Source organism: Propionivibrio sp., assembly GCF_047602565.1.
Classification (GTDB): Bacteria; Pseudomonadota; Gammaproteobacteria; order Burkholderiales; family Rhodocyclaceae; genus Propionivibrio.
Window position 1 is genome coordinate 2,559,505 of the sequence record NZ_JASGGX010000001.1, and the last position, 22,060, is coordinate 2,581,564.

General features: G+C 65.2%; 20 protein-coding genes and 1 pseudogene. 10 read left to right on the forward strand and 11 right to left on the reverse strand.

Annotation, left to right across the window (positions count from 1 at the left end; all coding sequences use genetic code 11):
• Window positions 1–276 precede the first annotated feature (276 nt).
• Together QM701_RS11955 and QM701_RS11960 are read right to left on the reverse strand one after the other, a co-directional pair.
• Window positions 277–1,260, reverse strand: a pseudogene (locus tag QM701_RS11955) (diguanylate cyclase domain-containing protein); the annotation flags it as partial.
• A gap of 110 nt (window positions 1,261–1,370) precedes the next feature.
• Window positions 1,371–2,543, reverse strand: a complete 1,173-nt coding sequence (locus QM701_RS11960) for a M20 aminoacylase family protein (RefSeq protein ID WP_415167280.1) — start codon at window positions 2,541–2,543, stop codon at window positions 1,371–1,373.
• Between the two features lie 84 nt (window positions 2,544–2,627).
• Between QM701_RS11960 and rapZ the strand changes: the two genes are divergently transcribed.
• The 5 genes from rapZ to QM701_RS11985 are packed head-to-tail and all read left to right on the forward strand — an operon-like array spanning window position 2,628 to window position 5,663.
• On the forward strand, window positions 2,628–3,485 hold the full coding sequence (rapZ, locus tag QM701_RS11965) for an RNase adapter RapZ (RefSeq protein ID WP_415167281.1): 858 nt from the start codon (window positions 2,628–2,630) through the stop codon (window positions 3,483–3,485).
• Entirely contained in the window at window positions 3,485–3,859 is a 375-nt protein-coding gene (locus QM701_RS11970; protein WP_415167282.1) for a NusG domain II-containing protein, read from the forward strand. The genes rapZ and QM701_RS11970 overlap by 1 nt, the downstream gene beginning before the upstream one ends.
• Window positions 3,840–4,382 carry a Gx transporter family protein gene (locus tag QM701_RS11975; protein ID WP_415167283.1) on the forward strand — a complete coding sequence of 181 codons (543 nt, stop codon included), beginning with the start codon at window positions 3,840–3,842 and terminating at the stop codon, window positions 4,380–4,382. Before QM701_RS11970 ends, QM701_RS11975 begins: the two co-directional genes overlap by 20 nt.
• Window positions 4,375–4,992, forward strand: coding sequence for a flavin prenyltransferase UbiX (locus tag QM701_RS11980; RefSeq protein WP_415167284.1), 618 nt, complete (start codon window positions 4,375–4,377; stop codon window positions 4,990–4,992). Before QM701_RS11975 ends, QM701_RS11980 begins: the two co-directional genes overlap by 8 nt.
• A complete protein-coding gene (locus QM701_RS11985) occupies window positions 4,989–5,663 on the forward strand; it encodes an LON peptidase substrate-binding domain-containing protein (protein ID WP_415167285.1) in 675 nt (224 codons plus the stop codon). Before QM701_RS11980 ends, QM701_RS11985 begins: the two co-directional genes overlap by 4 nt.
• Here QM701_RS11985 and QM701_RS11990 read toward each other — a convergent pair.
• A complete protein-coding gene (locus QM701_RS11990) occupies window positions 5,638–6,405 on the reverse strand; it encodes a sulfite exporter TauE/SafE family protein (protein ID WP_415167286.1) in 768 nt (255 codons plus the stop codon). The two genes, QM701_RS11985 and QM701_RS11990, sit on opposite strands and share 26 nt — an antisense overlap.
• Here QM701_RS11990 and QM701_RS11995 point away from each other — a divergent pair.
• Window positions 6,398–6,526: a hypothetical protein gene (locus QM701_RS11995; RefSeq protein ID WP_415167287.1), complete on the forward strand. Its 129-nt coding sequence runs from the start codon at window positions 6,398–6,400 to the stop codon at window positions 6,524–6,526. The two genes, QM701_RS11990 and QM701_RS11995, sit on opposite strands and share 8 nt — an antisense overlap.
• A gap of 75 nt (window positions 6,527–6,601) precedes the next feature.
• Here the strand turns inward: QM701_RS11995 and mnmE are convergent, their stop codons facing one another.
• From mnmE to rpmH, 5 genes are read right to left on the reverse strand one after another with little or no spacing between them, the layout of a single operon-like run.
• A complete protein-coding gene (mnmE, locus tag QM701_RS12000; protein ID WP_415167288.1) occupies window positions 6,602–7,960 on the reverse strand; it encodes a tRNA uridine-5-carboxymethylaminomethyl(34) synthesis GTPase MnmE in 1,359 nt (452 codons plus the stop codon).
• A complete protein-coding gene (gene yidC, locus QM701_RS12005; protein ID WP_415167289.1) occupies window positions 7,926–9,623 on the reverse strand; it encodes a membrane protein insertase YidC in 1,698 nt (565 codons plus the stop codon). Before yidC ends, mnmE begins: the two co-directional genes overlap by 35 nt.
• Before the next feature lie 27 nt (window positions 9,624–9,650).
• Window positions 9,651–9,857: a membrane protein insertion efficiency factor YidD gene (gene yidD / locus QM701_RS12010; protein WP_415167290.1), complete on the reverse strand. Its 207-nt coding sequence runs from the start codon at window positions 9,855–9,857 to the stop codon at window positions 9,651–9,653.
• Complete coding sequence (rnpA, locus tag QM701_RS12015) at window positions 9,854–10,258, reverse strand: ribonuclease P protein component (RefSeq protein WP_415167291.1); 405 nt, start codon at window positions 10,256–10,258, stop codon at window positions 9,854–9,856. Before rnpA ends, yidD begins: the two co-directional genes overlap by 4 nt.
• Window positions 10,255–10,389 (reverse strand): 50S ribosomal protein L34, encoded by a 135-nt coding sequence (rpmH, locus tag QM701_RS12020; protein WP_091932639.1) that lies wholly within the window; start codon window positions 10,387–10,389, stop codon window positions 10,255–10,257. Before rpmH ends, rnpA begins: the two co-directional genes overlap by 4 nt.
• A gap of 312 nt (window positions 10,390–10,701) precedes the next feature.
• On the opposite strand from rpmH, the gene dnaA reads away from it, so the two are divergent.
• From dnaA to QM701_RS12040, 4 genes are all read left to right on the forward strand, one after another.
• Window positions 10,702–12,084 (forward strand): chromosomal replication initiator protein DnaA, encoded by a 1,383-nt coding sequence (dnaA, locus tag QM701_RS12025; RefSeq protein ID WP_415167292.1) that lies wholly within the window; start codon window positions 10,702–10,704, stop codon window positions 12,082–12,084.
• A gap of 221 nt (window positions 12,085–12,305) precedes the next feature.
• Window positions 12,306–13,418: a DNA polymerase III subunit beta gene (gene dnaN, locus QM701_RS12030; RefSeq protein WP_415167293.1), complete on the forward strand. Its 1,113-nt coding sequence runs from the start codon at window positions 12,306–12,308 to the stop codon at window positions 13,416–13,418.
• A gap of 54 nt (window positions 13,419–13,472) precedes the next feature.
• Complete coding sequence (gene gyrB / locus QM701_RS12035; RefSeq protein ID WP_415167294.1) at window positions 13,473–15,941, forward strand: DNA topoisomerase (ATP-hydrolyzing) subunit B; 2,469 nt, start codon at window positions 13,473–13,475, stop codon at window positions 15,939–15,941.
• A gap of 176 nt (window positions 15,942–16,117) precedes the next feature.
• Entirely contained in the window at window positions 16,118–17,035 is a 918-nt protein-coding gene (locus QM701_RS12040; RefSeq protein ID WP_415167295.1) for a hydrogen peroxide-inducible genes activator, read from the forward strand.
• A 60-nt stretch (window positions 17,036–17,095) separates the two neighbouring features.
• Here the strand turns inward: QM701_RS12040 and QM701_RS12045 are convergent, their stop codons facing one another.
• The 3 genes from QM701_RS12045 to QM701_RS12055 all read right to left on the reverse strand — a co-directional run bounded on the left by QM701_RS12045 (window position 17,096) and on the right by QM701_RS12055 (window position 22,009).
• Complete coding sequence (locus QM701_RS12045; protein ID WP_415167296.1) at window positions 17,096–19,654, reverse strand: DNA topoisomerase III; 2,559 nt, start codon at window positions 19,652–19,654, stop codon at window positions 17,096–17,098.
• 222 nt (window positions 19,655–19,876) lie between these two features.
• Window positions 19,877–20,977, reverse strand: coding sequence for a DNA-processing protein DprA (dprA, locus tag QM701_RS12050; RefSeq protein WP_415167297.1), 1,101 nt, complete (start codon window positions 20,975–20,977; stop codon window positions 19,877–19,879).
• A gap of 3 nt (window positions 20,978–20,980) precedes the next feature.
• Window positions 20,981–22,009 (reverse strand): LysM peptidoglycan-binding domain-containing protein, encoded by a 1,029-nt coding sequence (locus QM701_RS12055; RefSeq protein ID WP_415167298.1) that lies wholly within the window; start codon window positions 22,007–22,009, stop codon window positions 20,981–20,983.
• Window positions 22,010–22,060: the final 51 nt, after the last annotated feature.

The window sequence follows — 22,060 nt, forward strand, 5'->3', positions numbered from 1 at the left end:
CTCCTGAAACGGCCGGCGCGCGGCAGGGTGAAACGTCAGGACGCCTTTGCCGCCTGACGGCGGGCCTTTGCCAGGCGCCGCTCGACGTCGGCCAGCGGCAGATCCAGCGCCAGCGCCGCGTTCGACCTTGCGCAGCAGCGGCAGGACGGCGAGGCCCAGCGCATTCCTTTCCTCCGGCTCCAGGACCTCGCCGCCGAGCAGGCGGAACAGCGCCAGCACGCTCTCGTCCCGGTCATGCAGCGGGCAGTCGGGATGAACTTCGGTGCATACGGTGTTGCCGCCGCACGCCATCGCCTGCCGCAGGCGCGCGTCCGCTAGGGCCAGCAGCTCCGCGGGCGACGCCACGCGATCGTCGGGCGTGGCGGCCACGCCGACGCTGGCGGTCAGCCGGACCTTCTGCCCCTGGATGGCGATCTGCCCCTGCGCCATGCTCTTGCAGACGCGCCGGCCGAAATGCCCGCCCGAGCGCAGGTCGACGCCGTGCGAGACGATGGCCACGCGGTCGTCCCCGCACCGCCCGAGCACGTCGCGCGGGTCGATCTTGGCGGCCAGCAGCTTGGCGATCCGGCCGGTCAGCAGGTCCGCGACGTCCGCGCCGAAACGGGCGATCAACTCGTCCAGGCGGTCGATCCCGAAGACGAGCACGCACAGGGATTCGTCCGAGTTCACCGCGTGCGGGAGCGCGGACACCGCCGCGGCGAAAGCCGCCGCGTCCAGCAGCGGGCCGGGCGCCGCCGCGCCGCTTTCGTGCGGTTCCGCCGGCGCCTCCCCGGCCGGTGTCGCGGGCGAGCCGTCCCGGGCCGGGTCCTGCGCCTCGGGCTGCGTGTCCTGGAGAGGCGCGGACAGCATGCTCTCCAGGCACTCCGCCATCGCCTCCTTGCTCATCGATTTGGTCATGAACCCGGCGATCCCCTGGCGCCGCCAGGCGTCGGTATCGACGTCGGGATTGTCCAGATCGGACACCAGCAGCACCACCGGCGTCTCGCGCAACCGGCGCAGCGCGCTGCCCCGCATGCGAGCCAGCAGGTCGCTCGCCTCCAGCCGCGGCGGGTGCGCGCCCGAGATGACCGCCACGATGTCGCCATCGAGCATCAGGCGCTGCCAAGCGGATTCGCCGTTGTTTTCCTCGACGATGCCGAAGTCGTCCTGCAGGCGCTTGACCAGCGTCGCGCGCACCACCCTGGAGCCGTCCACCACCAGAATCCGGCGCCTGCCCGCCGCCGGACCCGCCGCCGAATCGAGAAAATCCTGCCTACTCATCACTGACACGCGCTCACGTCCCGGAATGTTCAAACCAAGACAATGTAATACCAAACCAGCGCGTTGTGAACAGGACGGCCCGACGATTTACCGTACTTGACGGCGCCGGCTCACGGCGCGGGCAGCGCCGTCTCGACCAGCCTCACCCAGTAGCTGACGCCGATCGGCAGAATCCCGTCGTTGAAATCGTAGTGCGGGTTGTGCAGGGTGCAGCCGCCCGTCCCCGGACCGTTGCCGAGCCAGACGTAGCAGCCCGGTTTTTCCAGCAGCATGTAGGAGAAATCCTCGGCCGCCATCGACGGCGCCTCGTTCTTCCGCACCTGGTCGGCGCCGAGGACGCGCGCCGCGGCCGCGCGGCAGATTTCGGTCTCCGGCGCGCTGTTCACCGTCGCCGGATAGCGCTGGTCGAAGGAAATTTCCAGCTGCACGCCGAAGGTGCTCTCGATCCCAGCGCAGATGCGATGGATCGCCGCTTCGACCAGCGCCTGAATCTCCGGCTTGAAGCTGCGGACCGTGCCGCGCAGGACGGCGTCGTCGGGGATGACGTTCAGCGCGTCGCCGCCGTGGATCTGGGTGACGCTGACCACTGCCGCCTCGCAGGGCGGCACGTTGCGCGCGACGACGGTCTGCAGGGCCAGCACGAGATGGCTGGCCGCCACCAGCGTATCGATCCCCTGGTGCGGCATCGCGGCATGGCAGCCCCGTCCGTGCAGGCGGATCTCGAACACGCAGGTCCCGGCCATGACCGGCCCGGGCATCGCCGCCATCTCGCCGACCGGCATGCCCGGCCAGTTGTGCAGGCCGAACACGGCATCCATCGGGAACTGCCGGAACAGCCCGTCCTGGACCATGACCTCGCCGCCGCCTTCGGACTCCTCGGCTGGCTGGAAGATGAAGTGGACGGTGCCGTCGAAGGCCGCGCTGTCGACGTTTTCGGCCAGATAGCGCGCCGCGCCGAGCAGCATGGCGGTGTGCCCGTCGTGGCCGCAGGCGTGCATGCGGCCGGGATGCCGCGAGGCGTGCGGGAAGGTGTTCTTCTCCGGCATCGGCAGGGCGTCCATGTCGGCGCGCAGCCCGATCGCCCGCCGGCCGCCGCCCTTGCGCAGGGTGCCGACGACGCCCGTGCCGGCCAGGCCGCGATGCACCTCCAGGCCGTAGCCGGACAGCTCGCGCGCCACGATGTCCGCCGTGCGCGTTTCCTGGAACGCCAGCTCCGGGTGCGCATGGAAATCCCGCCGCACGGCGACGAGTTCGTCGAGGAAGGGAAGGGTCAACAGATTCATGGCAAAACGGGCGAAGACGTATAACGACGGTAGTGTATCAGCCCGGCTTGCCCGCGTTCTCCATCTTCCGCTATGCTCGAAGGCATGCGCATCGTCATCATCAGCGGGCTGTCGGGCTCGGGCAAGTCGATCGCCCTCAACATCCTCGAGGACGCTTCGTACTACTGTGTTGACAACCTGCCCTCGCAAATGTTGCAGCAGCTGGTGGACCACCTCGGGCAGCGCGGCTACGACAAGGTGGGCGCGGCCGTTGACATCCGCGGCGGCGACAGCATCGCCATGCTGCCGCAGCAGCTGGCCGAGCTGCGCGCGCGCGGCTTCGAGCTGGAGTTCCTGTTCCTCGACGCCAAGACCGACACCCTGCTCAAGCGCTATTTCGAGACGCGGCGCCGGCACCCGCTCGCCGACGAGCGGCACACGCTGACCGAATCGATCGCCGAGGAACGCCGCCGCCTGGAGCGCCTGGCCGAACTCGGCCACCACATCGACACCAGCGACCTGAAGCCGAACGCCCTGCGCGACTGGATTCGCCAGTTCATCATCCCGGGCACGCGCGGCCTGACGCTGCTGTTCGAGTCGTTCGGCTTCAAGCACGGCCTGCCGCTCGACGCCGAACTGGTCTTCGACGTGCGCTGCCTGCCCAACCCGTATTACGAGGTTCCCCTGCGCGCCCTGAACGGCCGCGATCAGCCGGTGATCGACTACCTCGAGGCGGAACCGGAGGTGCTGCGCATGCGCGACGACATCGCCCGCTTCATCGGCGACTGGCTGCCGTGCTACGTCAGGGACAACCGCAGCTATCTGACGGTCGGCATCGGCTGCACCGGCGGGCAGCATCGCTCGGTCTATTTCGCCGAATGGCTCGGCCGGCATTTCCGCGACCGGGCGCGGGTGCTGGTGCGCCACCGCGAGCTGTCGCCGGTCGCCGGCGGCCCGGCCTGATGCCCTGGCTGTCGCTGCTGCGCCCCGGTGACTGGCTGGTGGCGGTCGGCGGCGCGCTGCTGTGCGCCGTCTCCTTTCCCCTGGCCTGGCAGGGCGGCCGCGCCGAAAAGGCGGTGGTCCGGCGCGGCGGCGAGGTGTTCGCCGAGCTGGACCTGTCGCGCAACCGGCGGATCGAGGTGCCCGGCCCCCTCGGCACGACGGTCGTGGCCGTGGAAAAGGGGCGCGTGCGCGTGGTCTCCGATCCCGGCCCGCACCAGTATTGCGTGCGCCAGGGCTGGCTCGAACGCGCCGGGCAGATCGCCATTTGCGCGCCGAACGAGGTCAGCGTGCAGATCGCCGGCGGCCGGGAGGCGTATGACTCGCTCAGTTACTAGGCTGGTCACCACCCCCGAGGACCACCGCATCGCCCGCTTGGCCGCCGCGGCCATCGGGCTGGCGCTGATCGACGCGGCGATCCCGCTGCCCCTGCCCGGCGTCAAGCCGGGACTGTCGAACATCGTGACGCTGGTGGTGCTGGCGCGCTACGGCTGGCGCACGGCGGCCTGGGTGACCGGCTTGCGCGTGGTCGCCGGCGGCATCCTGCTCGGCCAGCTGCTTTCGCCCGGCTTCTTCATGAGCCTGACCGGGGCGCTGTCCAGCCTGCCCGTGCTGGCCGGCGCCGCCCACTTGCCGGCCCGCTGGTTCGGGCCGGTGAGCTGGAGCGTGCTGGCCGCCTTCGCCCACATCGGCGGGCAGCTGGCGCTGGCGCGGCTGTGGCTGATTCCGCACGACGGCGTGTTCTACCTGGCGCCGATTTTCGCCGTCGCCGCGCTGGCTTTCGGTATCATCAACGGTCTGATCGCGGCCCGCCTGCTGGCCGGCCCTTCATTCGCCAAGCCTGGAATGCGCCATGCCTAAGACCGTCTGCCTCGCCTTCACCGGCGCCTCCGGCATGCCCTACGGCATCCGCCTGCTGGAATGCCTGCTGGCGGCGGGCTGCCGCGTGCAGCTGCTGTATTCCCAGGTGGCCCAGATCGTCGCCCGCCAGGAGATGGCGCTGGAGCTGCCCGGCCGGCCGGCCGACGCCGAGGCGTTCTTCAAGGCCCGCTTCGCAGGGCTGCCGGGAACGCTGGCCGTGTTCGGCCGCGAGGAGTGGTTCGCGCCCGTGGCCAGCGGCTCCAATCCGCCGGACGCGATGATCGTCTGCCCGTGCACCATGGGCACGCTGGCGGCGATCGCCCAGGGGCTCGCGTCCAACCTGATCGAGCGGGCGGCCGACGTGGTGCTGAAGGAAGGCCGCAAGCTGGTCCTGGTGCCGCGCGAGACGCCGTTTTCGGCGATCCATCTGGAGAACATGCTGCGCCTGGCGCGCGCCGGGGCGGTCATCCTGCCGCCCAATCCGGGCTTTTACCATCACCCGCAGGGCATCGACGAACTGGTCGATTTCGTCGTCGCGCGCCTGCTCGACCAGGTCGGCGTCGACCATTCCCTGATGGCGCGCTGGGGCGGCGGCGGAGACGGCGCTTGAGCTGGCTCGACCGCCTGCGCGGCATTCCCCAGGCCGCCGCCGCTGCCGGCCCGGAGCGCATCGAGCTGCCGCTCTTCCCGCTCGGCAGCGTGCTCTTTCCCGGCGGCATCCTGGCGCTCAAGGTATTCGAGCAGCGCTATCTCGACATGGCCGCCGACTGCCTGCGGCGCGCGCAACCCTTCGGCGTGTGCCTGATCGCCAGCGGCAAGGAAGTGGGCGAACCGGCGACGCCGCACCCGGTGGGCACCCTGGCGCACGTGCGCGAGGCGGACATGGCGCAGCTGGGCATCCTCATGCTGAAGGTCCGGGGCGGACGCCGTTTCCGCATCGTGTCGAGCGCGCCCCAGCCGAACGGGCTGCTGCGCGCGACCGTCGAACTGCTCGAGGAAGCCGAGGGACGCGCCATTCCCGCCGCGCTGGCGGGCGTGGTGCCGCTGCTGGAGAAGGTGGCCGGCGATCTCGGGCCGGAGCGCATGCCCGAGCCGCATGCCTTCGGCGACGCGGCGTGGGTCGGCTACCGGCTGGCGGAAATCCTGCCCGTGCAGGTGCTGGCCAAGCAGAAGCTGCTCGAACTCGACGATCCCGTTTCCCGGCTGGAAGTCATCCACGCCTATCTCGCCCAGCGCCGGCTGGTCGAACTGAGCGTCAGAACGTATCCCAGGCGAACTTGACGATCAGCACGCCGACCACGGCCAGGAACACCCGCCGCACGAAGCCGCTGCCGTGGCGCAGCGCCAGGTGCGTGCCGACGAACGAGCCGGCGATGTTGGCCGTCGCCATGACGGCCGCGGCGAGCGGCAGGAAAAAGCCGTTGGGCACGAAGTAGCCGATCGCCGCCAGGTTGGTCGCGACGTTGACCACTTTCGACGCGGCCGAGGCATGCAGGAAGTCGAAGCCGAAAAAGCGGATGAACAGAAAGATCAGGAAGCTGCCCGCCCCCGGCCCGAAGAAGCCGTCATAGAAGCCCAGCGCCCCGCCGACGAGCACGGCATAGACGAACTCCCTGGCGCCGGCGTGCTGCGGCCGGTGGATGGCGCCGAAATCCTTGCGCCGGAACGTATACACCGCGGCGCCGATGAGCATGAACAGGATCATCGGCCGCAGCATTTCGCGCGGCAGCCAGGCCACCGCCATGGCCCCGAGGTAGGAGCAGGCGAACGCCGCCAGCGCCGCCGGCAGGATCGTCCGCCACGGCATGGACACCCGCCCCGCGTAGCGCCAGGCGGCATTGGTGGTGCCGAACACGCTGGCGATCTTGTTGGTGCCGAACAGCGTGGCCGGCAGTTCGCGGGGAAGCGCGGAGAACAGGACCGGCACCTGCACCAGCCCGCCGCCGCCGACCACCGAATCGATGAAGCCGGCGAACAGCGCACCCAGCGCAAGCACGGCCAGCTGGGACACTTCGATGGACAAGGAAAAACTCCTGGCTGGTGGGATAAAAAACTACCGGATCGGCGACGCCGTTTTGTCGTTCTTGAAATCAGGCACGCCACGGAGGCAGGAACCCGAATCGAAGGCAGCCGGCAGCAAATGATACCAGCCGGGAGCGGAAAAACGGTCGGGGGCATGCCGGCGGGGTGCCGGGGCGCCTATCTCCCATGGGTCCAGGTCACTTGCCGATGCAGAAACGGCCGAATATTTCCCCCAGCAGATCGTCGGCCGAAAATTCGCCGGTGATGGCGCCGAGCGATCTCTGGGCCATGCGCAGCTCCTCGGCGAACAGTTCCAGCTGCGCGAGGTGCGCGCTTGCCGACTCCAGATGCCCGAGCGTTTCGGCGAGCGCGCGCAGGTGCCGCTCGCGGGCGATGAACACGTGCTCGGTCGGGTGCCAGCCGGCGATGCGCAGCAATTCCCGCTGCAACAGGTCGATTCCGTCGCCGCTTTTGGCCGACAGGAAAATCGTCGCGCCGTCGGCGCCGTCGCGCCGCTCGGGCGGCTTTCCGGCCAGGTCGATCTTGTTATGCACGGTGATCCGGGCCGGCTCCGGCGGCAGCTGGGCGAGGATGGCCGCGTCCGCTTCGCCGACCCCCTGCCGCGCGTCGACCAGCAGGACCACGACGTCGGCTTTCTCGATTTCGCTCCAGGTGCGCGCGATGCCGATCCGTTCGATTTCGTCGCGGGTTTCGCGCAGACCGGCGGTATCGATCACGTGCAGCGGGATGCCCTCGACCTGCAGCGTTCCGCGCACCACGTCGCGCGTGGTCCCGGCCACCGGCGTGACGATCGCCAGTTCGTCGCCGGCCAGGCCGTTGAGCAGGCTCGATTTGCCGACGTTCGGCTGCCCGGCGAGGACGACATGCAGGCCGCCCTGCAGCAGGCGGCCTTGCTTGGCGCGCTCGGCGACTGCGGTCATTTTCGCGCGCAGCCGCTCCAGCCGGCCGAAGGCGTCGGCCGCTTCCAGGAAATCGATTTCCTCGTCGGGAAAATCGAGCGTGGCTTCCACCAGCGCCCGCAATTCGACGAGCTGATCGAGCAGCGCGCGTATTTCCCGCGAGAACTCGCCCTGCAGCGAACGCGCGGCGCTGCGCGCGGCGGCGGTGGTCGAGGCGTCGATCAGGTCGATCACGGCCTCGGCCTGGGCCAGATCGAGCTTGCCGTTGAGAAAGGCGCGACGGGTGAATTCGCCGGGTTCCGCCAGGCGCGCCCCGAGATCGAGGCAGCGGGCGAGCAGCATCTGCAGGACGATGGTGCCGCCGTGCCCGTGCAGTTCGAGGACGTCTTCGCCGGTGAAGGAGTGCGGCGCGGGAAAATACAGCAGCAGGCCGGTATCGATGACTTCGCCGTCGCCGGCCCGGAAGCCGGCCAGCGTGGCCGCGCGCGGCGGCGGGGTCTTGCCGGTCAGGGCCTGGGCCAGGGGCAGGAGGCCCCGGCCCGAAACGCGCACCACCCCGATTCCGCCACGGCCGGGCGCCGTGGCGATGGCGGCGATGGTGTCAGGCCTTGGCGTCGTTGGCGGCCTTTCCGCCACGTTCGATCATCCGCGTGATCTGCCATTGCTGGGCAATCGACAGGACGTTGTTGACCACCCAGTAGAGCACCAGGCCGGCCGGGAAGAAGAAGAACATGATGCCGAAGGCGAACGGCATGACCATGGCGATCTTGGCCTGGATCGGATCGGGCGGCGTCGGGTTGAGCCTGGTCTGGATCAGCATGGTGACCATCATGATCACCGGCAGGACGTAGTACGGGTCCTGCGACGAGAGGTCGTGAATCCACAGCACCCAGGGCGCGTCGCGCATTTCCACGGCGCCCAGCAGCGCCCAGTAGAGGGCGATGAAGACCGGAATCTGGATGGCGATCGGCAGGCAGCCGCCGAGCGGGTTGATCTTCTCCGTCTTGTAGAGATTCATCATCTCCATGTTCAGCTTCTGCTTGTCGTCACCGCAGCGTTCCTTCAGGGCCTGCAGCCGCGGCGTGATGGCGCGCATCTTGGCCATCGACTTGTAGCTTGCGGCGGAGAGCGGGAAGAACAGCGCCTTGATGAGGATGGTCAGCAGGACGATGGACCAGCCCCAGTTGCCGACCATCTTGTGGATCATTTCGAGCAGCCAGAAGATCGGCGCGGCGACGATGGTCAGCCAGCCGTAGTCGACCACCAGCGGCAGCCCCTGCGCGCCGATGCCGCCTTCCGCCGCCGGCTTGGACAGCCGCTCGAGGATCGACTGGATCTGCGGGCCGGCGTAGAGCGAGGCGGCATAGCTGAGCTTGCTGCCGGGTGCGACCGCCGGCACCGGCACGATCACGCCGGCGGCCACGGCCGGATTGGCGCCTTCGAGGTTGCGCACATAGAATTCGCGCGGCAGTTTTTCCTGCGGCACCCAGGCGGAAACGAAGTAGTGCTGGACCATCGCCATCCAGCCGTTGTCGGCCTTGGTCTCGAATTTGGCGCTGCCCTTTTCGATGTCCTTGAAATCGATCTTCTTGTACTTGCCCTGTTCGGTGAATTGGGCCGGGCCGGTGAAGGTGCTGACCATGCGGCTCTCGCCCGCCGGAGCCTGGGTGTCGCGCTGCAGCTGGTAGTAGGCATGCGCCGCGATGTCCTTCTGGCTGCCGTTGTCGATCTCGTAGGCGACGCCGACCAAGTAGCTGTTGCGCTTGAAGGTGTAGATCTTGGTCACCTTGACGCCGTTGGCGGCGGGCGCCTCCAACCTCAACTCGATGGCGTCTTCCCCGCCGGACAAGTCCCGCTTGCCCGGCAGCGGCGAATACACCGTCTTGTGGTTGGGCAGGCCCTCGCCGATCAGCCCGCTCTGCGCCGCGTACCGGTGCTGCACGTCGAACAGCTTGAAATTCCTGGACTTGTCTTCGGTCGCCTTGTAATTGGCCAGTTCCAATCCGACCAGATCGCCGCCGTGCGTGGACACCTGGGCGGTGAACAGATCGGTGCGGATGTCGATGATCTCGCCCTTGGTTTCCGCCGCGGCCGGGGCCGGCACGGCTGCCGGGCCTGCCGGCGCGGCGGGAGCCGGCGCGGTCGCCGACGGGACGGGCACGGCCGGCACGCTCGATGCAGACGGGGACGACGCCATCGGCGTCACATCCTTGGGATTACTGTATTTCTGCCAGGCATCCCAGAGCATGACCAGCGAGAAGAAGAAAATACACAACAGGATGAGGCGTCGATTGTCCATGAACGACCTGCTCGATGAATGAGTGTTTTAAGGAACGGGATCAAAACCGCCCGGATTCCAGGGATGGCAGCGGAGGATGCGTTTCAGCCCGAGGCACGCTCCCTTGCATGCGCCGTGCTTCTGTATCGCCTGGGCGGTGTACTCGGAACAGCTGGGGAAAAACCGGCAGTTCTGCCCCAGCAACGGGCTGATCGCGTACTTGTACCCGCGGATCAGTACCAGCAGCAGTTTCATGGCCTAACGTCCAATATGCACATTTTTTCCAGCAGCTTTCGGATTTCCCCGGCCAGAGCCCGCTTGTCGATGGGCAAGGCCGGCTTGGCCGCCAGACGAACGATCAGGTCGCAGGAAGGCAGTTCGGGGCGCCGGCGGCGAAAGGATTCGCGCACCAGCCGCTTGACCAGGTTGCGGTCGACCGAACGGCGAAGAAGGCGCTTCGCCACGACCAGCCCCAGCCGAACGCCGTCGGTTTGCTCACCTCCACGAGGGCGGTAATGTAACAGGAAATTTGTACTTCTAATTGCCTTCCTGAAACTAAAAACGGATGAAAAATCATCCGTTCTAGTCAATCGATAGCGTCTGGGAAATCCGGCTGGGCGCTCCCGGCTTTCCTTCCCGGGCGGGATGGCGTTCAAACGGCCAGGCGATGCCGACCCTTGGCGCGGCGGGCACGAATCACGGCGCGGCCGCCACGGGTGGCCATACGGACGAGAAAGCCATGGGTGCGCTTGCGGCGAACCACCGACGGCTGATAGGTGCGTTTCATGATAAAACCCTTGAAGTCATGGCAAATTGGACCGTGGATTAAATATTGGAAAGGCCAATCTTGTCAAGTCTTTATTTTTCCCGGTGCTGTGGATAAGTGGTCCCCCGCGGGTTAAAATCATGCGATTGGAGACACTCTCGGCCGTGGTCGTCTTTGCCGGAAAACGCCGAGGCAAAAAGGATTCTTCCATATCGCGGCGATGGGGATCAGGCAGTTCCCGTTTCAGGCGCCGTGTCGAGGCCATCTGTAGCGGATCGGTGCGGGAGCGGCGCACGGCCATTCTTTTTTTCGAGCTTTGTTGAAACGCAAGCAATGAGCAGCTTCTGGAATTCTTGTCTGAGTCAGTTCGAGCAGGAACTTTCGTCCCAGCAATTCAACACCTGGATCCGCCCCCTGCGCCTGGAGGGCGAGGATGCTCCGGACAAAGGGTTACGCCTCGTGGCGCCGAACGGCTTCATCCTGAAATGGGTGAAGGAGCGCTATCTCGGACGCATCGAGGAGCTCGGCAGCCAGTATTTCTCCGCGCCGGTCAGCATTTCGCTGGCGGTCGGCATGCGCGACGCGGCGCCTGTCGCCAGCGACGCCGGAAATCCGAAGCCGGCGCTCAAGGCCGCTCGTACCATTGCCGCCGAGCCGCCCGTGGCCAAGGCGTATCCGCTTCCCGCCTACGAGAAGACGCGCCTCATCCCGAGTTTCACCTTCGACAACCTGATCGTCGGCAAGGCCAACGATCTGGCGCGCGCGGCGTCGCTGCAGGTGGCGACCAATCCGGGCGGCGGCGCGTACAACCCGATGTTCATCTACGGCGGCGCCGGGCTCGGGAAAACCCACCTCATTCACGCCATCGGCAACCACATCGTCGAGCAGAGTCCGGAGAAGGTTGTCCGTTACGTTCATGCGGAGGACTATTACTCGGACGTGGTGCGCGCGTACCAGACGAAGTCGTTCGACGCCTTCAAGCGCTATTACCGCTCGCTCGACGTGCTGCTGCTCGACGACGTTCAGTTCTTCAACGGCAAGAACCGGACGCAGGAGGAGTTTTTCTTCGTCTTCAATGCCTTGATCGAGGCGAAAAAGCAGATCGTGATCAGCTGCGATACCTACCCGAAGGATATTTCGGGGCTCGAAGACCGCCTGATCACCCGTTTCGACTGGGGGCTGACGGTGCAGATCGAACCCCCGGAAATCGAAATGCGCGTGGCGATCCTGAAGAAGAAGGCGGAAATCGAAGGCGTCGCGCTCGACGACGAGGTCGCCTTCTACATCGCCAAGCATCTTCGCTCGAACGTGCGCGAGCTCGAGGGGGCGTTGAAGAAGGTCCTGGCCTATGCGTCCTTCCACGGACGCAAGATCGACCTCGAATTGGCGAAGGAGGCGTTGAAGGATCTGATCGGCGCGGTCAACCGCCAGATCACCGTCGAGAACATCCAGAAGACGGTCGCCGACTATTTCAAGATCAAGGTGGCGGATCTGTTCTCGAAGAAACGTTCGCGCCAGATAGCGCGTCCCCGGCAGGTCGCCATGTGGCTGGCCAAGAATCTGACCTCGCAAAGCTATCCGTCGATCGGCGAAGCCTTCGGCGGACGCGACCACACGACGGTCCTGCACGCCGTGCGGACGATCGACGCTTTGCGCGCCAAGGACAACGAATTGAATCACGACGTGCATGTGCTGTTGCAGGTACTGAAAGGCTGATTGGGGACAAGGGCTGTGTGTAATGCAATGAAGAAGCTGTGGTTAATACGTCGATAACCGACCGAATCGAGGCCTGTGGATAACTTGTCAAATTTCGTCCACAACACGGTACAGAAGTTCTACAGTCGCGAGTTTTGTATTTAATACTTTGATAAATAAGTATAATTTTAAGATATCCACAGAGTTGTTTCGAAGATTATCTTTATAGGATTTGTATAAATATGATTCTTGTAAAAACCCCGCGCGATTCGCTCCTCTCCCCGCTCCAGTCCGTTTCCGGGATCGTGGAGAAGCGGCACACCTTGCCGATCCTGTCCAACGTGCTCCTGGAAAAGAAGGGCAACAGGCTGACTTTTCTGGCGACGGACATCGAGATCCAGATCACCACCTCGGCGGAAGTCGCCGAGGGCGATGGTGACGGGGCGGTGACGGTTGGCGCTCGCAAGCTGCAGGACATTCTGCGTTCGCTGCCGGAGGGCGCCGAAATCACGCTCAGCCTTGAAGACAAGCGGCTGCAGGTCAAGGCCGGCAAGAGCCGTTTCAATCTGCAGACACTGCCGGCCGAGGATTTTCCGCGCATGGCGATCTCGGAAACCGAGCCGCGCAAGATCGAGGTGACGCAGAAGCAATTCCGGCATCTGCTGGGCCAGACGCAATTCGCGATGGCGGCGCAGGACGTCCGCTATTACCTGAACGGCCTGCTCCTGCTGGTCGACGGCGGCGAGTTGCGGGCGGTCGCCACCGACGGGCACCGCCTGGCCTATGCCAGCATGGCGCTCGGCGAAGACGTTTCCTTGCCGAGGCAGGAGCTCATCCTGCCGCGCAAGACGGTGCTCGAACTGAACCGCCTGCTGGCCGACAGTGAAGATCCGGTGCATATCGAGATGATGTCGAACCAGATCCGTTTCCAGTTCGGAAACATCATCCTGGTTTCCAAGCTGATCGACGGAAAGTTCCCCGATTACGAGCGGGTCATTCCCGCCAGTCCGAAGAACCTGGTGACCTTGAACCGGGCCGCGCTGCTGCAATCGATGGTCCGCGCTGCGATCCTGACCAACGAAAAATTCCGCGGAGTGCGCCTGATCGTGACGCCGGGCAGCCTGAAGATCGTGGCGGCGAACGCCGAGCATGAGGAAGCGCAGGAAGAGATCGAAATCGAATACGCCGGGGATGCGATCGACGTCGGATTCAATGTCGGCTACCTGCTCGACGTGCTCAACAACGCATCGTCGGAACTCATCGAGTGGGGATTCAACGACGCCAATTCGAGCGCCTTGCTGACCCTGCCGGGCAACGAGCGCTTCAAGTACGTCGTGATGCCGATGAGGATTTGAGCAGGACGAACAAGGTTTTATTGTTTCACGTGAAACACGATTATTGGAATGGGAATGATTGAAGACAAAGGCCAACCGGCTTACGACGAGTCCAGTATCCAGCAACTTGAAGGCCTGGAGGCGGTGCGCAAGCGTCCGGGCATGTACATCGGCGACACGTCGGACGGTACCGGCTTGCACCACATGGTATTCGAGGTCGTCGACAATGCGATCGACGAGGCATTGGCAGGGTTCTGCGACGACATCGTCGTCACGATCCAGGCCGACAACTCGATTTCGGTGACCGACAACGGGCGCGGCATTCCGACCGGCGTCAAGTTCGACGACAAGCACGAACCGAAGCGCTCGGCGGCGGAAATCGTGATGTGCGTGCTGCACGCCGGAGGAAAGTTCAATCAGAATTCCTACAAGGTGTCGGGCGGCTTGCACGGCGTCGGGGTGTCCTGCGTCAACGCGCTGTCGAAGTGGCTGCGCCTGACGATCCGCCGCGACGGCAAGAAATATCAGCTCGATTTCTCCCGGGGCAGCGTCGTCGATCGCCAGATCGAAATCCAGCACGGCGTCGAGGTCTCCCCCCTCAAGGTGGTCGGTAGCACCGAAAAACGCGGCACCGAAGTGCACTTCATGGCCGACGAGGAAATTTTCGGACAGGTCGAGTTTCACTATGAAATCATCGCTAAACGCCTGCGCGAGCTGTCCTTCCTCAACAACGGCGTCAAGATCCGCCTGGTCGACAAGCGCAACGGCAAGGAGGAGGATTTCGCCTTCCTCGGCGGGGTGAAGGGTTTCGTCGAGTACATCAACCGTTCCAAGACGGTATTGCATCCGAACGTCTTTCACGCCGTCGGCGAATCCGCCGTACCCGGCGGAACGATCGGCGTCGAAGTGGCCATGCAGTGGAACGACACCTACGCCGAGCAGGTGCTGTGCTTCACCAACAACATCCCGCAATCCGACGGCGGCACGCACCTGACGGGCCTGCGCGCGGCCATGACGCGGGTCATCAACAAATACATCGAGGAAAACGAAATCGCCAAAAAGGCGAAGGTGGACATCACCGGGGACGACATGCGCGAAGGCCTGGCCTGCGTACTGTCGGTGAAAATGCCGGACCCGAAGTTCGCTTCGCAGACCAAGATGAAGCTCGTTTCCTCGGAAGCGCGGCCGGCCGTCGAGGAAGTCGTGGCGGCCAAGCTGGCGGAATTTCTCGAGGAGCGTCCGCAGGACGCCAAGGTCATCACGGGAAAGATCGTCGAAGCCGCGCGCGCCCGGGACGCGGCCCGCAAGGCCCGGGAAATGACCCGGCGCAAGGGCCTGCTCGACGGCGTCGGCTTGCCGGGGAAGCTGGCCGATTGCCAGGAAAAGGACCCGGCCCTGTGCGAGCTGTACCTCGTCGAGGGCGACTCGGCGGGCGGCTCGGCCAAGCAGGGACGCGACCGGAAGTTCCAGGCCATCCTGCCGCTCAAGGGCAAGATACTCAACGTCGAGAAAGCGCGCTTCGACAAGCTGATCTCGTCGCAGGAAATCGCCACGCTGATCACCGCGCTCGGTACCGGCATCGGCAAGGACGAATACAAACCGGAGAAGCTGCGCTATCACCGCCTGATCATCATGACCGACGCCGACGTCAACGGCGCGCACATCCGTACCCTGCTGCTGACCTTCTTCTACCGGCAGATGCCGGAGCTGGTCGAAGGCGGGCATATCTATATCGCCCAGCCGCCGCTTTACAAGGTCAAGCACGGCAAGATCGAGCGCTACATCAAGGACGATCAGGCGCTCAACCAGTTCCTGTTGACGCTGGCGCTCGAAAACGCGGCGCTGATCCCGCGGCTCGGCGCATCGGAGATTTCCGGCACCGCGCTCGAGGAACTGGCGCGCGAGTACCTGCTTGCCGAGGCGGTGATCAACCGGCTGGCGCACGTGATCAACCCGGAAGTGCTGCATGCGCTGGTCGATGCCAATCTCGAAGTCGATCTGTCGAGCCAGGCAAGCGCCGAGGCGTGCGCCAAGGCCTTCATGGCGGCGATCGGGGACAAGGCGGACATTACCGTCTTCGCCCGGTTCGACGAGGCGGAGGAGTGCTGGCAGCTGCGGCTCGAAAAGATGCATCATGGCAATCTCCGCGTCTGCGCGATCGACGAAGATTTCGTCGCCAGCGGCGACTACGCGCAATTGCGCAAGACGGCGATTACGCTATCGAATCTCTTCGGACCGGGCGGATACGTCACGCGCGGCGAGAAGAAGCAGCCGGTCGCCGGCTTCGGCGACACCATGAGCTGGCTGTTGAACGAGGTGGAAAAGGGAATCTCCAAGCAGCGCTACAAAGGGCTGGGGGAAATGAACCCCGAGCAGCTTTGGGAAACGACCATGGACCCGCAGGTTCGCCGCCTGCTCAAGGTGCAGATCGAAGACTTGATCGGCGCCGACGAGATTTTCACCACCCTGATGGGCGAAATGGTCGAGCCGCGCCGCAGCTTCATCGAGAGCAACGCGCTCGCGGCACGCAATATCGACGTTTGAGCCGTTTCCCGGAGCGCCGCGTCGGAGCGGCGTCCGGAAGTTCCTGATCTCGCTTGGCATCGACCGGAGCCCGTAAAATTCCGGCTGATCGGACTCGTTTTGGACCTGGACGGGAAATGTTCTGCCAAATTGCGTAAGATGATAGTTTCCGGCTATCGCAACGTATCTTTGCTCACATGACCCTTACCGAACTTCGCTACATTGTGACCTTGGCCCATGAACGTCATTTCGGGCGGGCGGCGGAGAAATGCCATGTCAGCCAGCCGACGCTTTCGGTCGCGCTGAAAAAGGTCGAATCGCGTTTCGGCATTACCCTGTTCGAAAGAACCCCGGCCGACGTTCGCCTGACCCCGATCGGAGAACGTATCGCGCAACAGGCGGAGCGGGTGCTGCAGGAGGCCGAGCGCCTCAAGGATATTGCCGGCCAGGGCAAGGACCCCTTGGTCGGCCCGCTGCGCGTGGGCGTCATCTACACGATCGCGCCCTACCTTCTTCCCCGGCTCATTCCGGCCCTGCACGTCCATGCGCCGCACATGCCGCTGTTCATCAGCGAGAACTTCACCGTCAATCTGGCCGAGCAGCTGCGGCAGGGTGAACTGGACGTGATCATCGTCGCGCTCCCGTTCGAGGAGCCCGGCATCGTCGTCCGGCCAGTGTATGACGAGCCCTTCTGCGTCGCCCTGCCCGGCGGCCATCCGCTGGCCTCCAACAAGACGATCTCGAACGCGCAGGTGGCCGCCGAAAACCTACTGCTGTTGGGCAAGGGCAATTGTTTTCGCGACCAGGTGATCGAGGCCTGCCCCAAGCTCTCCGAGCCGGGCGGGATCGAAGGCGCGCTCGAAGGCAGCTCCCTGGAAACGGTCAGGCATATGGTCGCCAGCGGCGCGGGAATCTCGGTCGTTCCCATCTCGGCCGCGAAATCGTGGCCGCAGAATCCGGAGCTGCTCCAGATACGCCGGTTTTCGCCGCCTCAGCCGATGCGCCGGGTCGTGCTGGCGTGGCGAGTCACCTTCCCCCGCCCGCAGGTGATCGACGTTCTGCACGCCGCGATCGAGGATGCGCCGCCGTTCGGCGCGCTCAAAATCCCAAAATGAGCAAAGTCCCCATGTTTCACGTGAAACATGGGGACTTAACGTTTCGGGGTACGGGCGAGTCTATTCCTTGACGGATGCCTTGGCGACGGTCTTGCCCGTTTTCTTGCCGGCGGGCGATTTTGGCTTGGCTTCCTTTTTCTCGAACTCGAAGCCCACTTTTCCGTCGGCACCGCGAACGAGGAAGGCAGAGAATTTGCGCCGGGTGCGGGCCGAGATGAAGCCGGTGAGCAGATCCGTCCGTCCGGTCGCCAGCAGTTTCGTCATCTGCGCGCGGTCGACGGGCTGTTGAAGAATGACCTTGCCCGAACGGAAGTCGCAGCTTTTGGCGTTGCCCACGGCTTTCTCGCAGACGTAAGCCATGCCGTGCTCGAACACGCGGGCGCCGCATTTCGGACAGCTGCCCAAGGGCTCCTGGTCCGAAAAATCGATTTCGTCGGCGCCGCCGTCTTCTCCGTTCGCTTCCTGGCCGAAATCGAACTCCGGTTGGTGGTTCTCATTGAGCCGGATGATGGCGTTGAAGGGACGCCCCATCTTGTTGCGAAAACCCGTCAGCGGCCCGATGACCCGGTCGGCAAGCAATTGCTCGACTTCGGCCGCTTCGTATTGCCGTCCGGCGACGATTTTCCACAGCGAAAAATCGCAGCTCTGGCACTGGAATTTCTTGTACGTTTCCTTGATCTTGCCGCCGCATTTCGGGCAGGGCGTCGCCAGCTCGCCGAAATCGCCCGGAATGGTGTCGTTGTCGTAGCTCTTGGCGCGATCGACGATGTGCTGCGTCATGGCGGCAATTTCCTTCATGAAATCGTCACGGGACAGTTCGCCCCGCTCCATGCGCGCCAGCTTGTGTTCCCATTCTCCCGTCAGTTCCGGCGCGGTCAGTTCCGGCACACCGAGTCCGTTGAGCAAGGTCATCAGGGAAAAGGCCTTGGCGGTCGGCTGGAGTTCCCGCCCTTCCCGGTGCACGTACTGCTCGCCGATCAGGTTTTCGATGATCTGCGCGCGGGTTGCCGGCGTCCCTAGGCCACGTCCTTCCATCGCCGCTTTCAGCTCTTCGTCGTCCACCATCTTCCCGGCGCCTTCCATGGCCGACAGCAGCGTGGCTTCGGAGTAGCGCGCCGGAGGACGGGTTTCCGTGGCGTTGAGCACGATCTCTTCGGCCGTCACTCGTTCTCCGGGCTCGACGGCCACCAGGTTGCCCTCCTCCCCTTCCTGGCCGGCGCGCCCGTAAACGGCGAGCCAGCCGGGGTTGACCAGCACCTTGCCCTCGGTCTTGAACGGCTCCTGCTCGACGCGCGTGATGCGCGTGGTCACCAGATATTCCGCGGCGGGGTAGAAGACCGCCAGGAAGCGCTTGACCACCATGTCATAGAGCTTCTGCTCCGGTTCGGACAGGTGCTTGGGCGCCTGCAGCGTCGGGATGATGGCGAAGTGGTCGGAGATCTTGGCGTTGTTGAACACGCGCTTGTTCGGCAGCACCCAGTTGCGGGCGAGAACCTGATGCGCGAAGGCCGAATACCGGGACAGCAGCGCCTCGTCGTGTCCTTTGCCGACGCCCTCGCCGGTCAGCATGTGCAGAGTCTGCTTGACGTTGGCGATGTAGTCCTCGGGCAGCGCGCGCGAATCCGTACGCGGATAGGTCAATACCTTGTGTTTCTCGTAGAGCGCCTGCGCCAGCCCCAGCGTGTTCTTGGCCGAGAATCCGAAGCGGCCGTTGGCCTCGCGCTGCAGGCTGGTCAGGTCGTACAGCAGCGGCGAAAGCTGCGTCGTCGGCTTGGCCTCCTCGCTGACCTCTCCCGGCTTCCCGGCGCATTTTTCCTGGAGCGCCTTGGCGCGCTCCTCGTCCCAGATGCGCTCCGGGCGCAGATGCTCCTCTTCCTCGGTCTTGCCCTTCGAGAATTTCTCGTCGAACCAGCGCCCGCGATATTCGCCGGCCTGGCAGGCGAAGACGGCTTCCAGTTCCCAGTAGGGCCGGGGCTTGAATTTCCTGATCCGGTCCTCGCGGTTGACGAGCAGGGCCAGCGTGGGCGTCTGGACGCGGCCGACCGTGGTCAGGTGGAAGCCGCCGGTCTTCGAATTGAAGGCGGTCATCGCCCGCGTGCCGTTGATGCCGACCAGCCAGTCCGACTCGGAGCGGCAGACGGCGGCATCGGCCAGCCCGCGCATCTCGCTGCCCGCGCGCAGCCGGGAAAATCCCTCGCGGATGGCCTGCGGGGTCATCGATTGCAGCCACAGGCGCTCGACCGGCTTGTTCGCCTTGGCGTGCTGCGCGATGTAATTGAAGATCAGCTCCCCCTCGCGTCCCGCGTCGCAGGCGTTGACCAGGCTGGTCACGTCCTTGCGCTTGATCAGGCGGGTCAGCAGCTTGAGCCGCGATTCGGTCTTTTCGATCGGGCGCAGGTCGAAATGCGGCGGAATGACCGGCAGATGGGCGAAGGACCACTTCCCCCGCTTGACCTCGTAGTCCTCCGGACAGGCCAGTTCGAGCAGATGGCCGATGGCCGAGCAGATGATGTGCTCATCGCTTTCGAAATAGTCGTCATGCTTCGCGAATCCCCCCAATGCGCGCGCGATATCGGCTGCGACGGAAGGCTTTTCGGCGATGATCAGCTTCTTGCTCATGGATTATCTGCGCCCGTTGTTGCGGAGTGAAATATGCTTTCGGTATTTAATCGAAATGCGATGCGGCGTTGCATGATAAGAGTTCTCCGTGAAACTTGGCAAGCAACACGCTTTGATCGCGAGGGGGTCGGGAAGAGTTCCGCAGCGCCGTGCTCATCTGCGCGGCCCTCCTTTATACGCTCCCGGAAGGCACGGTGGGAAACGATCGCGGCGGCGGCGCGTTCAGCGCTGCCGCAGGCTCTGGTAGCGCCCGCCCGGCAGGCTGGCGACGCGCCCTTCCAGTTCGAGGTGCAGGAGAAGCACCGAAAGTGCGTCGGCGGCCAGGCCGGAGCGGTTGACTAGTTCGTCCAGGCTGCAGGGGTCGTGCCCCATGAGCGCCAGGATGCCCGCGCCGTCCTCGGTTGCGACGGCCGCGGGCGCCTCCGCACCGGGCGCGGCCGGTGCCGGCACGGTCCAACGCAGCTCCTCCAGAATGTCCCGCGCGGTTTCCACCAGCTTGGCGCCCTCCTTGATCAGCCGGTGGCATCCCCGCGCCTGTGGCGAGTGGATCGAGCCGGGAATGGCGAAGACGTCCCTGCCCTGCTCGCCGGCCAGCCGGGCGGTGATCAGCGAACCGCTTTCGACGGCCGCCTCGACCACCAGCACGCCGCGCGCGATCCCGGAAATCAGCCGGTTGCGCCGCGGAAAATTGGCGGCCACGGCCGGCGTGCCGAGGGGAAACTCCGAAACGATCACGCCCCGGGCGCCGATCTCATGCGCCAGCTCCCGGTTGCGCGCCGGGTAGACGCGATCGATGCCGGTGCCGATGAAGGCGATGGTGTCGCCCTGCGCCGCCAGGGCGCCCCGGTGCGCGGCCGCGTCGATGCCGAGCGCCATGCCGCTGGCGATGACCAGTCCCGCGCCGGCCAGCGCGGCGGCGAACTGCTCGGCATTGAGCACGCCCTGCGGCGTGGGGTTGCGGCTGCCGACGACGGACAGGACCGGCCGGTTGAGCAATTCGACGCGGCCGAGCACGTACAACAAGGTCGGCGGATCGGGGATTTCAAGCAGCGCCTGCGGATAGGCCGGATCGGCCAGCGTCACGATGTACCGGCCGGGGTCCTGCGCCCATGCCGTCGCGGCGGCGATCGCGGCGGCGTTGTCGGTGTCGAGCAGCAGCCGGGCCGCCTTGTCGCCGACGACCGCACGCAGGGAAGCAAAACCGGCGGCAAAAACCGCGTCGGGCAGGCCGAAGGCGGTGAGCAGCTTGCGCTGCGTCACGCCGCCGACGCCGGGAACGAGGGTGAGTCTGAGCCAGCCGGCGAGCGTCGCGGGCTCGATCATCGGCTACGGCGTGCGGAGGAAATCGTTGACTTCGATGGTTCCGTCGGACTGGACGGCCAGCGCATAGGAAACATGCTCGAAGATGCGGAACACGAAGACCAGCCCGAAGCGCACCGCCGGAATGACGACGTTCTGATGGCGGTCGTCCTCGTCGCGCTGCACGACGGTGCGGTTCCTTTCGAGGGCGAGGACGTGTCCGACTTCTACGCCGTCCGCGCCGCCGCGATTGAGCGCGACGATCGACAGCCTGCCGCCCGAACCGACGCCGCCGTAGACCGAGACGACCCGCCCCTCGATTTTCTGGTCGGGCGCGTGCGGCACGTAATCCACGAGTTCCGGGCGGACGGCGGGCACTAGGCGATCGCCATAGCCGATCTCCTGCTTGGCGGTATCGATCTCGAACACCGCCGGGTTGCCCGGCTTCATCTGCGTGGCCGAACCGAGATGGAAGGCTTCATAGCCGAGGATCCGCTTGGGGTCCTCCGGGTCGTACAGCGGCTGTCCGTTGCGGAACACCTGCCATTGTTTCTGCGCCGGGTCGGCGCCTGCCACGTAGGCCGTATCGCCCTTGCCGAGGAAGACGCGGTCCTGCTGCGTGGCCACGATGCGCGGCGCGGTCTGCAGCGTGTTCTGCTCGACGAACAGCGGCGTGGCGATGAAGGGATCGATCACGTTGGGCGGGATCGGCGGGATGGCCTGGGACAGCGACTCCGCGCGGATCTGCGGGCGCTGCTTCGATTCGAGGCGCAGGTAGGGAGCGCCGCCGGCATCCCGTTCGAGGACGATCACGTCGCCGGGGTAGATCCGGTGCGGATTCTTGATCTGCGCCCGGTTCATGCGCCAGATCTCGGGCCAGCGCCACGGCTCCTTCAGGAAGCGGGCGGAGATGTCCCAGAGCGTATCGCCGGGCACCACGACGTACTGGTTCGGGACCGCGTCGGCAAGCCGTGGCGCGGGATCGGCGGCGTTCGCCGAGCCGGCGGAAAGTGTGCCGAAAATGGCCAGAACGAACGCTGAAAGAATGCGGATCATCGTGTTATCCTCATACGAACGGGCGGCTGGGCGTCACGAACGACAGTCCGC

Coding starts and splice junctions, on each gene's coding strand:
- QM701_RS11960 (WP_415167280.1), bottom strand. CDS start 2,543: ATGAATCTGTTGACCCTTCCCTTCCTCGACGAACTCGTCGCCGTGCGG.
- rapZ (WP_415167281.1), top strand. CDS start 2,628: ATGCGCATCGTCATCATCAGCGGGCTGTCGGGCTCGGGCAAGTCGATC.
- QM701_RS11970 (WP_415167282.1), top strand. CDS start 3,485: ATGCCCTGGCTGTCGCTGCTGCGCCCCGGTGACTGGCTGGTGGCGGTC.
- QM701_RS11975 (WP_415167283.1), top strand. CDS start 3,840: ATGACTCGCTCAGTTACTAGGCTGGTCACCACCCCCGAGGACCACCGC.
- QM701_RS11980 (WP_415167284.1), top strand. CDS start 4,375: ATGCCTAAGACCGTCTGCCTCGCCTTCACCGGCGCCTCCGGCATGCCC.
- QM701_RS11995 (WP_415167287.1), top strand. CDS start 6,398: ATGGACAAGGAAAAACTCCTGGCTGGTGGGATAAAAAACTACCGGATC.
- yidC (WP_415167289.1), bottom strand. CDS start 9,623: ATGGACAATCGACGCCTCATCCTGTTGTGTATTTTCTTCTTCTCGCTG.
- yidD (WP_415167290.1), bottom strand. CDS start 9,857: ATGAAACTGCTGCTGGTACTGATCCGCGGGTACAAGTACGCGATCAGC.
- rpmH (WP_091932639.1), bottom strand. CDS start 10,389: ATGAAACGCACCTATCAGCCGTCGGTGGTTCGCCGCAAGCGCACCCAT.
- dnaA (WP_415167292.1), top strand. CDS start 10,702: ATGAGCAGCTTCTGGAATTCTTGTCTGAGTCAGTTCGAGCAGGAACTT.
- dnaN (WP_415167293.1), top strand. CDS start 12,306: ATGATTCTTGTAAAAACCCCGCGCGATTCGCTCCTCTCCCCGCTCCAG.
- gyrB (WP_415167294.1), top strand. CDS start 13,473: ATGATTGAAGACAAAGGCCAACCGGCTTACGACGAGTCCAGTATCCAG.
- QM701_RS12040 (WP_415167295.1), top strand. CDS start 16,118: ATGACCCTTACCGAACTTCGCTACATTGTGACCTTGGCCCATGAACGT.
- QM701_RS12045 (WP_415167296.1), bottom strand. CDS start 19,654: ATGAGCAAGAAGCTGATCATCGCCGAAAAGCCTTCCGTCGCAGCCGAT.
- dprA (WP_415167297.1), bottom strand. CDS start 20,977: ATGATCGAGCCCGCGACGCTCGCCGGCTGGCTCAGACTCACCCTCGTT.
- QM701_RS12055 (WP_415167298.1), bottom strand. CDS start 22,009: ATGATCCGCATTCTTTCAGCGTTCGTTCTGGCCATTTTCGGCACACTT.